Source organism: Sorangium sp. So ce295 (genome assembly GCF_051527405.1).
GTDB classification, from domain to species: Bacteria; Myxococcota_A; Polyangia; order Polyangiales; family Polyangiaceae; genus Sorangium; species Sorangium cellulosum_B.
Genome location: NZ_CP150324.1, coordinates 10,621,142 through 10,633,372, shown reverse-complemented (window position 1 = coordinate 10,633,372; position 12,231 = coordinate 10,621,142). Strand labels below are relative to the sequence as shown.

Here is a 12,231-nt window from a genome sequence, read left to right as displayed (position 1 = left end):
GAGAGAATTCCGGGCCTCGGCGCGGCGCTGGCGCGGCGTTGCGCGGCGTTGCGCACCGCATTGCGCTGCCCGCGCGGCGCTGGGATCAGGAGAAGAGATCCCCCTGCTTCGTCGCAGGAGCCGCGAGGCCCAGGTGCTCGTAGGCGCGGCGGGTCGCGACCCTGCCGCGCGGCGTGCGGCCGACGAAGCCCTGCTGGAGCAGGAACGGCTCGTACACGTCCTCGATCGTGTCGCGCGGCTCACTGAGCGCCGCGGCCAGGGTGTCGATGCCCACAGGGCCGCCGTCGTAGTGATCGACGATGACGCGCAGCAGCCGGCGATCCATCTCGTCGAGGCCGGCCGCGTCGATCTCGAGCCGCTCCGCGGTCTTCCGCGCGATCTCCATCGTGATCGCGCCGTCGCCCAGCACCTCGGCGAAGTCGCGGACGCGACGCAGGAGGCGGTTGGCGACGCGCGGCGTCCCCCGCGCGCGCGCCGCGATCTCGCGCGCTCCGCCGGCGTCGATCGGCACGTCGATCAGGCCGGCGCTGCGCTGCACGATGCGCTCGAGCTCCTCGACGGGGTAGAAGTCGAGGCGGACGACGTGGCCGAAGCGCGACAGCAGCGGCGCGGTGAGCAGCCCGGTGCGGGTCGTCGCGCCCACGAGCGTGAAGGGCTTCAGCGCGAGCTGGATCGTCGTCGCGTAGGGGCCGTCACCGGTCATGATGTCGATGTTGAACGACTCGATCGCGGGGTAGAGGCTCTCCTCGACCGCCGGCGTGAGCCGGTGGATCTCGTCGATGAACAGCACGTCGTTGCGCTCCAGCTTCGTCAGCAGGCCGGCCAGCGCGCCCTTGTGCTCGATCGCGGGTCCGCTCGTCACATGGAGGGCGACGCCCATCTCGCGGGCGATGATGTGGGCGAGCGTGGTCTTTCCCAGGCCGGGCGGGCCACAGAACAGCATGTGGTCGAGCGGCTCGCGGCGCCGGCGCGCGGCCTCGACGAAGACCTTGAGGTTCTCCGTGTGCTTGGCCTGGCCGACGTACTCGGCGAGCGAGGCAGGCCGGAAGAGGCGGTCGAAGCGATCGTCGTCGCCTGTCTCGGCAGGAGAGAGCGCCCGTTCAGGCATGCCACGGGCGTACCGCGTGCAAGCAGCGAAGGGAAGCGATCCGCGCGGCGGCGTGGGTCGCCGCGGGGCGCTGTTCGAGGTCAGCCGAGCGCAGGGACAGAGGACAGGCGGGGGCGGCGGGGGGGCGGGATGCGCGGCAGACGAGCGCGGCAGAGCGGCCGCCCGTCGGGGGCGCCGTCCACCTCGAGAGAGCCGCCGTGGAGCTCGATCACCGAGCGCGCGTGGCTGAGGCCCAGCGTCAGGCCGCGCCCGCGCGCCGTGGTCTGCCGGCTGAACAGGGCCTCGAGCTCGTCCGGCGGCACGTCGCGGCTGCCGTACTCGATGTCGATGCGGACCTCGTTGTTGAACTCGCCGGCCATCGTCGCCGTGAGGCGCACGAGGCGCGCCGACGGGTCGGCCGCGCCCGTCCGGAGCGCGTGCGCGACGATGACCGCGATCGCGCGCGTCGCGTAGGCCTGATCGACGGGGATCAGCGGCAGGGTGTCGCCGACCTCGATGACGACCTCGCCGCCGGCGTCGCTCGCGAGCTCGCGCGCCTTGCGGAGCGCGCCCGCGATGAGCCAGCCGACGGACGTCGGCTGAGGCTCGAGCGTGAGCTGCCCGGCCTCGACGCGGGCGGCGTCGAGGATCGACTCGATGAGGCCAAGGAGCTCCCGGCCGCGCGTCGCGATGAGCTCCAGGCTCTCGCGCTGCGCGGGGGTTAGATCCTCCTGGCCCACGAGCTCGGCGAACCCGAGGATGGCGTTCAGCGGGCTCTTGAGGTCGTGGCTCACGCTCGCGAACAGGAGGCCGCGCATGCGCTGCGCCGCCTCGCGGGACTCGAGCGCGCGCTCCTGCGCCGCGGCGAAGACGCGGAAGCGCTCGGCGAGGTCCTCGATGGCGTGCCCGAGCCGGGCGACGACGGCGAACCGGGCGGGGCGCGCGATCTGGGTGGCGCCGCGCAGCACGCTGTCCGTGCCGAGCAGGCGGACCTGCTTCGTGGCGTGCACGAGATCGGCCGCGAGGACGCGGCCGAACAGGTTGCCGAGCGCGCCGGCGACCAGCACCGCGAGCAGCGCGACGAGCGCGCCCCAGATCGCGGCAGAGGGCTCGAGGTCGGCGGAGAACCGGGTGTTGACGCAGCCGTAGTCGAGCGGCGTGATCACGGCGATCTGCCCGTCGGCCTCGCGGCCGAAGGAGGGCTCCGAGCCCACGCAGTCGTGCTCCAGGCGCGCGAGGAACCCGAACTCCGCCGCCGAGGCCACGACGTCGTTGCGGCCGGCCGCGTCGATGGCCCCGAGCGACGGGTCGAGCGCCGTGCGCGCGATGAGCCCCGCGGTCGAGCGCCGGCTGCGCTCGATGAACGTCTGGAGGTGCGCGTTCGCGATGAGCACCGCCCCGACGCCGACGAGCAGCACCGGCGTGGCGACGGCCAGGAGCAGCTTGGAGGTGACCCGCCGGCGCGGCGTCTGGTAAAGCTCGGCGGTCTCGAGCAAGGCGCCGATCGCCTCGGCCGGGCTGATCTCGAAGAGGCTGAACGCCGCGGCGCGCGTCAGCACGTAGTGCGGGATCGCGGACGCGCTGAGGATCGTGATCGCGAGGATGAGCAGGCTGACCGCGCGGCCGTCGTCGAGCTTCTCTGGCCTGATCCCGGGGATCATCATGAGGCCCGAGATCGTCGAGCTCGCCAGCACGAAGCGCAGCGCCAGCGAGGTCGGGAGCCCGGCGAACCGCTCGAGCTCCTCGTGATCGATGTCGCGCGAGCCGATCACGAGCGAGCGCAGCAGGTTCTCGTGGGTGCGCAGCCGGAGCAGCGTCAGCAGCGTGGTCGCGCAGATCGCGGCGAGCGCGATCTTGGCGCCGACCGAGAGCACGCTGGCGGCGACGCGCTGCTCGAGGATGAGCAGCTTCGGCGCGAGCGCCGCGATCGCCCCGAACGCGGCGACGCCGACCAGCGCCTGGCGGACGAGCACGCGCCTCGCGAAGTGGATCGCGTCGTCCCTCATGCGCTCCTCGGTCATGCGATCCTCCCCTGGGGGCCGCCGGCGCCGGGGTCGTTCCCGGGCGGCGCCGCCACGTCGGGCGTGGGCGGGGTCGGCGCGAACAGGGGCTGCTGCACGATCCACATCGGCAGGGTGATCGTGAAGGTCGAGCCCCGCCCGAGCTCGCTCTCCAGCTGGATCGTCCCGCCGTGCATCAGCACGAGGCGCCGCGCGATCGAGAGCCCGAGCCCCGTCCCGGCCCGGCGCGAGCGCACGTCGCCGGTCTGCCGGTACTCCTCGAAGACCGCCGACGTCTCCTCCGGCGGGATGCCGGGGCCGGTGTCCTGGACGACGATCGCCGCGTAGCGGCCGCGCCCCGTGATGTTGACCGTCACCGAGCCGCGCGCCGTGAACTTGACGGCGTTCGAGACGAGGTTGGTCAGGATCTGCCGCACCCTCCGCGGATCGGCGTGCGCGACGAGGGCGTGGTCCCCGGTGACGCGCAGCTGGAGGGGCTTGTCGCGCGCCGCCGCGGACGCCTCCCGCATCACCTGATCGACGAGGGCGCGGAGGTTGACGGCGCGGCGGGAGAGCTGGAGCTTGCCCGTCTCGAGCGCCGAGAGGTCGAGGATGTCGTCGATGAGCGTGCGCAGGTGCTCGCCGCTCTGCCGGATGACCGACAGCGCCTCGCGCGCGTCCTGGCTGAGCGGGCCGTCGACCTCGCTCTCGAGGACGTGCGCGAACCCGAGGATGGCGTTGAGCGGCGTGCGCAGCTCGTGGCTCAGCCCCGCGAGGAACGCCGAGCGCTCGCGGTCCATCGCGGAGGCCTGCTGGAGGTCCGCCCGGTAGGTGCGCTCCGCCGCGGCGAAGCGGGTGATCAGGAGGTTGAAGGCCGCTGTCAGGAGGCCGACCTGGTCGAGCGACCTGATCGGCACGGGCTCGGCCCGGATCACGTCCGTGGGCAGCGCGCTCTGGACCTGTCCGCGCGCCATCGCCGTGATGCGCTCGCGCAGGTAGTCGACATCGTCGCGCGCCGACTTGGTGAACGAGAGCGCGACCGCGACAGCCACGCCGAGCAGCAGCACCGTGAGCGCCGCGACGGCGTTGCCGAGCGCGATCGAGTCGGGCGGCGGGCTCGGCGCCGAGACGAAGGTGAGCACCGAGAGGTGAGAGAGCGGCGGGTGCAGCGGGCGCGCCGCGAACCGGACACGGCCGAGCGAGGTCGTCGTCTCGCCCTTGCCCAGGGTGAGCATCTGGACGATGCCGGCCCTGGCCGGCGCGCTGAAGCTCTCGTTGATCAGCACGTGGCCGCCCTGATCGACGAGCAGGATCTCCGACCCAGCCCGCCGCGCCGCCTCCCGCAGGAACGCCGCCCGCTCCCCCTCGATGGTCCCGCGGAGCCGCGCCGAGAGCGTCGCGGCCAGCACCTCGGCGCGCAGGCTCGCGGACTGATCGCTCATCTTCGCGAGCTGGCCGATGCCGATCAGCGCGATCGCCACCGCCGTGGCGATCCCCACGACGATCACGATCGCGGGCGCGAGCGGCACGAGCGGCGTCGTGCCGCGGGGCCAGCGGATGAGGCGACGACGGCGGGCCACGGCGGAGTCAGGATGCTAGCGCGCTTCGGGCGGCGCACGGGCTACCTCGGGCGCGCGGAGGGAACTAGCGAGCGAGCGCCCTCGTGGGCGGCTCTACCTGGGATCGGTCGCCAGGAGCGCGAAGACGGAATGGTCGAGCCAGCGGCCGTCGCACCACTCGGCCTGCCGGGCGATCCCCTCGAAGCGGAAGCCGAGCCGGCTGATGACCGCGAGGGAAGGATGGTTGTCCGTCGCGGCCGCAACCCGCACGCGGTGCGCGCCCATGTGGCCGAACGCGAACCCGAGCGCGGCCCTCGCGGCCTCGGTCATGAGCCCGCGCCCGGTCGCCTCCTTGCGGAGCCAGTAGCCGAGCTCGCAAGAGCGGTGCAGGTGGACGCACGCCTCGAGCCCGACCACCCCGGCGAGCGAGCGGTGCGCGCGCTCGCGGATGACGAAGCGCAGCGCCCTGCCGTGATCCCAGTCGGCGGCGCACGCCTCGGCGAAGCGCACGCTCGCGGCCGGATCCGTGTGGAACTGCACCCAGGGAAGCCACCGCTGGAGGGTCGCGCGCGAGCCGTTGACCGCGAGCCAGAGCTCTGGCCCGTCGGACGGGTCGATCGGCACGAGGATCAGCCGCTCGGTCTCGATGGGACGGGCGCGGACCTCGCTTCGAGGTGGGAGGATGAGCATGGGGTCACCGGCACTGGATGCGGGCGGCGTAGGGCTCGAGATGACCCGCCTCGTAGTCAAGCCAGGCGACATACCACTCTCCGGGCTTCGCGCCGGGGCTGATCGAGGGCGCCGGCTGATCCCCGCTGATGCGGGCGAACTTCGTGGGCGCGCCGATGCCGTCGCGGTTGATCGACGCGGTGAGCAGGCGGCCCCCCTCGAACCAGACCAGCTGGGCCTGCCCGCTCGGCGCGATCGCGATCGACGGGCGCGCGCCCGACTTCGAGAACCGCTTGCGCCAGAGCGGCTGGCCCTTGGCCGGATCGATGTAGGCGGCCGATGCGCCCCCGAGCGGCGCCTCGCCGTGCCAGACGACGAAGCAGCCGCCCGCGCCGCAGGCGAGCGAGGGGCTGTCGCTCCGGACCCGATCGCTGTTCACGAGCGACAGGTCGCCGAGCGCGCGGTCGGCGCGCTTGCCAGGGCTGGCCGGCGGGAGCCCCTTGTTGGCGTTCGCGAGCGGGAGGCGCATGTACTGGATGACGCGCGTCGGCTCGCGATCGAAGCGGAAGGCGAGGTGCATCACGTCGTTCGCCACCGCCACCGAGGGGAAGCGGACGCGCGGCTTCGAGGGGCCCGTCGGGGTGACGTCGGTCAGCCGGATGATCTCGCCCGCCGGATCGAGGTTCGGCGAGAGGCGGCGCATGAAGAGGTCCTCGGAGGCGTTGTCGCCGTCGTCCGACCACGTGATCAGGAACCCCTCGGCGGCGCGCGCGAGCGAGGGCCACGAGTTCCCTCCGCGAGGGAAGGGCGCGACCATCACGGCAGGGCCGTCGATCCGCCCGTTGGCGTCGAGCCAGCGCACGTGCACGCCGGCCTCCGGCCCCTTGCCGTCCCAGTACGTGAGCACCAGCCGATCGCCCGCGGAGGTCAGCTCGGGGCGTCCGATGGCGCGGCCCTCGGGCGTCACGTCGAGCGCCGGCGACGACGGCCGCAGCGCGCCGTCCAGCGTCGTCGTGTAGGCGTGCTCGGTGCCGCCCTCGTGCGAGTCCGTCCAGGTGACCACCGCGCCGCGCGGCCCGAGCGCGATCGAGGGCCGGCTGGCCCCGACGACGCGGCCGCCCTCGCGCACCAGATCGTGCGTGCGCGGCCTCGCGAGGCCGGTGAGCGCGCAATGCGCCTTGCCGCTCGCGTCTTTCAGGGCGACCTGCACGTGCTCGATCAGGGTCCGGGGCACGGGGTGGTTGCCCTTGTCCTGAGCGTCCTTCAGCAGCCTGAGCGCGGCCTTGAGATCGCCGGCGGCGACCGCCTCCTGCGCCTGCGCGACGAGCGGCGGCCACGCCAGGGCGGGCGGCTCGACGCGGGCGTCGGTGCGCGCCGGCACGTTGGCCCCGGCGGACGCCGACGCCGAGGGGGAGCTGGTCGCCGACGGCGCTGCGCTGCTCGACGAGACGGGCGGCAGGGCCGTCGGCTTGAGGAACTGGCGGTAACCCGCGTAGGCGCCGCCCGCGACGAGCGCGAGCACGCCGAACACGACGAGCGCGCGTCCCGCGCCGCCTCGCTTCGGCGTCGATGCGTGCGCCAGCGGATCGGGGACCGAGGTCTCGCCCGAGCCCCCGGAGAACGTGATCTGCTGCCCCGCGCCCTGGCTCATCCGCCCGGCGATCGCGGCGCCGGGCGCGCCCGAGGTGTCCAGCCCGGCGAACGGATCTCCCCCGCGCTCCGCCGGACCCGACGGGACGGTCCGCCGCGATTCGTTGGGGGTCACACGGACGACCCCCGGCGGGTCGAACGACAGGTCGGCCGGCGGGTCGCCGCCCGGCATGACGAGCCCCGCCTGGGACGGCTCCGCGCCGCGCGGCGGCGTCGGCTGGGCGACGCCGAGCGCGACCGACAGCTCGTCGGCGAACTCCCTCGCGGTCTGGAAGCGGCGATCGATGGAGCGGTCGAGCGCCTTCTCGAACCACGTGGTGAAGCTCGCCGGGAGGTCGGGGCGGAGCGCCGCCGGCTGCGGCAGGGGCGCGTTGGCGATCTGCGCGAACGTCATCGCGACGCCCTGCTCGGTCTGCCAGACGGTGCGGCCGGTGAGGCACTCGTAGGTGATGCAGCCGAGCGCCCAGAGATCCGCGCGGTGGTCGACCGCTCCCTGGCCGCGCACCTGCTCCGGGCTCATGTACGCCGGCGTTCCGAAGACCGCGCCCTCGCGGGTGAGGCGCGCCTGCGCGTCGCCGCCGTCGACCGGCGCGTAGAACTTCGCGAGGCCGAAATCGAGGATCTTCGCGCAGAGCCGGCCCTCCTCATCCTTCGTGAGGAAGATGTTCTCCGGCTTGAGGTCGCGGTGGACGATGGAGGCGGCGTGCGCCTTGGTGAGCCCTCGACACACCTGGGACACCACCGTCACGGTGGTCTCGGGGTCGAGGTACCTGATGACGGTCATCCGCTCGTACAGCGACTCGCCTTCGAGGAGCTCGAGCACCAGGAAGGGCCGCCCGTCGTCGAGCTTGCCCGAGTCGTAGACGTCGCAGATGAAGGGGCTGCGGATCGACGCGGCGGCCCGGGCCTCTCGGAGAAAGCGCTCGACCACGACGGCTGAGGTCGTCAGCTCCTGGGCGAGCACCTTGATCGCCACGCGTTTGCCGATGTCGATGTGCTCGGCCTCGTACACGGCAGCCATGCCGCCGCGCCCGATCTCGCGTGTGATGCGGTATTTTCCGGCGAGGACCGTGCCTACCGGGATCTTCGCTTTGTTCGGCAAAGCCATCAGGCAGGGCTGTCCCGCGACTGGATTCGCCAGCGCAGCCTATTCGAGCCGCGTCACAAGAACAATGGCGAGCGCAGCATGACCGGTCGGGGAGGGGCCCGATCCTCTCCATGGCGCCGCGCGAGCGGGCTCAGCGGTTCCGGAACGGCACCGTAAAAATGGATTCCACCCCGGGACGGCATCATTCATAAGGAGGGGGCCACCTCCGGCGTCGCGGTGCGTAAGCGAATTCTCACCCCCCGGCGCGCCGCCGCGCAAGCGAGCTCTGCCTTGCCCAGGTGGAGCTGTGAAAAAAGTAAGCGGGCTCCGATTTCCTGACGTCCGATGCACTTTTCTCACGCTCGCGCGGTGCGCGAAACATTCCGGAAACATGAGCTTGGGTACACCAGCCTGGACCTTCGGTCGCGCGCCAGCGTCCGGGGTGAAGGGTCGCCGATCCGGCTCCGCTGGATGGGTCCCTGAGTCGTTGACAGTGGCGGGCAAGGCTCGGTGGACCGGGCCGCCCCCGTCACGGATCGGAAGCCGGGCGGCGCCCGGCACATCGATGGGAGGCCGCCGGCGGAGGTGTCCCCCCTTTACCAGCTCTGCTCCGGCGGGGCCTTTCGGGTGAGCGCCCGGGTCTTCCACCCTGGCGGGCACCCGGTCACCACAGGCGTGCGCAATGAAAAAGGTCGAGGCGATCATCAAGCCGTTCAAGCTCGACGAGGTCAAGGACGCCCTCGCCGAGGTCGGGATTCAGGGCATGACGGTGACCGAGGTAAAGGGCTTCGGTCGGACCGGCGGCAAGAAAGAGGTCTATCGAGGGTCGGCGTATGTCGTCGACTTCGTGCCGAAGGTGAAGGTCGACATCGTCGTGCCGGACAGCATGGTCAGCGACGTGATCGACGCCATCGAGAAGAGCGCCAAGACGGGTCGGATCGGCGACGGCAAGATCTTCGTCGTCCCCGTCGAGGAGGCCGTGCGGATCCGCACGGGGGAGCGCGGCGAGGACGCCATCTAGGAGGCGCGCCGCCGGCAGAGCGTCACAGGGCATTCGCGGCGGGTCACAGGCTCGAGGATCGACAGCATCGACAGATCGGCAACCGACAACCGAGAAGCGAGCACGAGCCCGCGCACCGTCGAGTCACATACAGCGAGAGCAGCGAGTCAGCGAGGTAGAGAAGATCATGAAGGCGAAAGATGTCGTCGCGTTTGCGAAGGAAAACGACGTAAAATTTGTCGATCTCAAGTTCATCGATCTGCCCGGCATCTGGCAGCACACGACCATCCCGGCGTCCCGCCTGAACGAGGATCTCTTCGAGGAGGGGATCGGCTTCGACGGCTCGTCGGTGCGCGGATGGCAGCCGATCAACGCGAGCGACATGCTGATGACGCCCGATCCGTCGACGGCGAAGCTCGACCCGTTCCATGCCCAGAAGACGCTGAGCATGATCTGTAAGATCAGCGATCCGGTGACCGGCCAGCCCTACGGCCGCGACCCGCGTTACATCGCCCAGAAGGCCGAGAACCACCTCCGCGCGAGCGGCATCGCCGACACGTCCTACTTCGGGCCCGAGGCCGAGTTCTTCGTCTTCGACTCGGTCCGCTACGAGAGCTCGCAGCGCGGCGCCTTCTACGAGATCGACAGCGACGAAGCGGTCTGGAACTCCGGCAAGGCCGGCCCGAACCTCGGGCACAAGATCCGGTCGAAGGAGGGCTACTTCCCCGTCGCGCCGACCGACACGCTCGGCGATCTGCGCGGGCAGATGATGTCCACGCTGATCGAGACCGGCATCGGGGTCGAGGTCGGCCACCACGAGGTGGCGTCGGCCGGCCAGTGCGAGATCGGCATCAAGTTCTCGACGCTGACGGCGATGGCCGACAACCTCATGTGGTTCAAGTACGTCATCAAGAACGTCGGCCGCAAGAACGGCAAGTCGGTGACGTTCATGCCGAAGCCGCTCTTCGGCGACAACGGCAGCGGCATGCACTGCCACCAGTCGCTCTGGAAGGAGGGCAAGCCGCTCTTCGCCGGCGACGGCTATGCCGGGATGTCCGACACGGGCCTCTGGTACATCGGCGGCATCCTGAAGCACGCGAAGGCGCTCGCCGCGCTCACCAACCCGACGACGAACAGCTATCGCCGGCTCGTCCCGGGTTACGAGGCGCCCGTGAACCTCGCGTACTCGAGCCGCAACCGCTCGGCGTCGATCCGCATCCCGCTGGCCCCGGGCAACAGCCCGAAGGGCCGCCGCATCGAGGTCCGCTTCCCGGACGCGAGCTGCAATCCGTACCTCGCCTTCGCCGCCATGATGATGGCCGGCCTCGACGGCGTCCAGAACCGGATCGATCCGGGCGACCCGCTCGACAAGGACATCTACGCGCTCTCGCCCGAGGAGCTCAAGGAAGTGCCGCACATGCCGGGTTCGCTCGACGAGGCCCTCGGCGCCCTCGAGCGCGACCACGAGTTCCTGCTCCGCGGCGACGTCTTCACCCGCGACATCCTCAAGACCTGGCTCGACTACAAGCGCGAGCGCGAGGTCGACGCGGTCCGGCTCCGCCCGGTCCCGCACGAGTTCTTCCTCTACTACGACGTCTGATCGCCCACCCCCGAGGGCAGCGCAGGGGCCGGCGCACAAGAAAATTGCGCTGTGCCCCTCGCTGCCCAGCCTCTTCATCGCTCGCCGTCGTGCTCGGCGAGCGCCGATGACGCCGAGTCGAAGCGTCGCGGTATCGGAAAATCCACGGATCTCTGCGCCCCCGGGGGCGGCGAGGCGGGTTGTCGCCCCCTCGCGCCGCGAACTTTTGCTTCCTGCTGGAGCGCGCCGCACCGCGGTACCGCTCGTCCATGGCTCGGGTTATCCTGCGGTCCGGATCCGACGGGGGCGGCGTAAAGCCAGCTCCTCCTCGGTTCCTCGGTTCCTCGGTTCCTCGGTTCCTCGGTTCCTCGGTTCCGCGGTCCTCTGGCCCGCCGGTTCGTCCGTATCCTCGGTTCCCTCAGTTCCTTCAGCTCCCCAGCGACACCTCGGCGCAGCAGTGAACCCCGGCGATCTCATCCAGTCTCGCTACCGGCTCGTGAAGCTCCTGGGCCAAGGCGCCAGCGGGTCGGTGTGGGCCGCGAAGAACGTGCTCATCGATCGCGACGTGGCGCTCAAGGTGATGAGCCCCGAGGTGGCCGGGGACGCCGTCGCGCTCCAGCGCTTCTTCAACGAGGCGAAGGCGAGCGGGCGCCTGCGGAGCCCGAGCATCGTCGAGATCCTCGACCTCGGTCAGGCCGAGGACGGCTCTCCGTTCCTCGTGTTCGAGCTGCTCGTCGGCGAGGGGCTCGACGAGTGGCTGCGGCGCGAGGGCACCATCGAGCCGGAGGTGCTGGTCGAGCTCTTCCTCGGCCTCGCGCGGGCGCTCGACATGGCCCATCAGCAGGGGATCATCCACCGCGATCTGAAGCCCGCGAACATCTATGTGCATCGCAACCACCTGGGCGAGCTCGTGGGGAAGATCCTTGACTTCGGGATCAGCAAGGTCCTGGAGAAGGAGCACAACTTCTCGCTGACCCGCACGGGCTGCGTCGTCGGCTCGCCGGCGTACATGTCGCCCGAGCAGGCCGCGGGGCGCGAGGACGTGGACGCTCGCGCCGACATCTGGTCGCTGGGCGTCGTCATGTACGAGGCGTTGACCGGGACGACCCCGCATCAGGCGCCGAACTACAACGCGCTGATGGTCCGGATCCTGAGCAAGGACTGCGATCCGATCGCCGCGCGCAGGCCAGGGCTCCCGCAGCACCTCTGCCAGCTCGTCGAAGCGTGCCTCCGCCGCGAGCGCGACGAACGGATCGCCTCGGCGGACGCGCTCGCGAAGGAGCTCGAGGCCGTTCTCCGCGAGCTGCGCGCCGAGCGCTTCCGGGGACAGAAGGGGCGGCGCGCCTCGGATATCGGCCTCAGCGGCGACGTCGGCCTCGCGCCGGAGAGCGCGGCGGCGCGGGGCGGCGACGCCGCCGGGACGCTGGGACGGCTCGTGCAGCACGGCAGGCGCCTGCCAAAGGCCATGCTCGTCGCGGCGGGCATCGGGGTGGTGCTCTGGGCAATGGCGCTCGTGCTCATCGGCAGGTACTGGATCCGCTGAGCGCCGCGGCGCCGCAGGGCGAGCGAGCGTGGTCGGCTCGCCCACGGCATGCGCGCC

At 71.4% G+C, this 12,231-nt stretch carries 8 protein-coding genes; 3 read left to right on the top strand and 5 right to left on the bottom strand.

The genetic code is table 11. The features are described 5' to 3' along the window. Positions 1 to 85: 85 nt before the first annotated feature. From ruvB to WMF11_RS40290, 5 genes are all read right to left on the bottom strand, one after another. A complete protein-coding gene (gene ruvB / locus WMF11_RS40310; RefSeq protein ID WP_437545078.1) occupies positions 86 to 1,108 on the bottom strand; it encodes a Holliday junction branch migration DNA helicase RuvB in 1,023 nt (340 codons plus the stop codon). 80 nt (positions 1,109 to 1,188) lie between these two features. Next, positions 1,189 to 3,108: a sensor histidine kinase gene (locus WMF11_RS40305; RefSeq protein WP_437711123.1), complete on the bottom strand. Its 1,920-nt coding sequence runs from the start codon at positions 3,106 to 3,108 to the stop codon at positions 1,189 to 1,191. Further along, positions 3,105 to 4,667 (bottom strand): sensor histidine kinase, encoded by a 1,563-nt coding sequence (locus WMF11_RS40300; protein ID WP_437904454.1) that lies wholly within the window; start codon positions 4,665 to 4,667, stop codon positions 3,105 to 3,107. Before WMF11_RS40300 ends, WMF11_RS40305 begins: the two co-directional genes overlap by 4 nt. 93 nt (positions 4,668 to 4,760) lie before the next feature. Then, positions 4,761 to 5,336 carry a GNAT family N-acetyltransferase gene (locus WMF11_RS40295; RefSeq protein ID WP_437545075.1) on the bottom strand — a complete coding sequence of 192 codons (576 nt, stop codon included), beginning with the start codon at positions 5,334 to 5,336 and terminating at the stop codon, positions 4,761 to 4,763. A 4-nt stretch (positions 5,337 to 5,340) separates the two neighbouring features. Beyond that, positions 5,341 to 8,073: a serine/threonine protein kinase gene (locus tag WMF11_RS40290; protein ID WP_437974578.1), complete on the bottom strand. Its 2,733-nt coding sequence runs from the start codon at positions 8,071 to 8,073 to the stop codon at positions 5,341 to 5,343. 661 nt (positions 8,074 to 8,734) lie between these two features. On the opposite strand from WMF11_RS40290, the gene WMF11_RS40285 reads away from it, so the two are divergent. The 3 genes from WMF11_RS40285 to WMF11_RS40275 all read left to right on the top strand — a co-directional run bounded on the left by WMF11_RS40285 (position 8,735) and on the right by WMF11_RS40275 (position 12,174). Continuing rightward, entirely contained in the window at positions 8,735 to 9,073 is a 339-nt protein-coding gene (locus WMF11_RS40285) for a P-II family nitrogen regulator (protein ID WP_012239819.1), read from the top strand. A gap of 166 nt (positions 9,074 to 9,239) precedes the next feature. Then, positions 9,240 to 10,652, top strand: a complete 1,413-nt coding sequence (gene glnA, locus WMF11_RS40280; RefSeq protein WP_437545073.1) for a type I glutamate--ammonia ligase — start codon at positions 9,240 to 9,242, stop codon at positions 10,650 to 10,652. Positions 10,653 to 11,088: 436 nt separating this feature from the next. Next, positions 11,089 to 12,174, top strand: coding sequence for a serine/threonine-protein kinase (locus tag WMF11_RS40275; RefSeq protein ID WP_437545072.1), 1,086 nt, complete (start codon positions 11,089 to 11,091; stop codon positions 12,172 to 12,174). Positions 12,175 to 12,231: the final 57 nt, after the last annotated feature.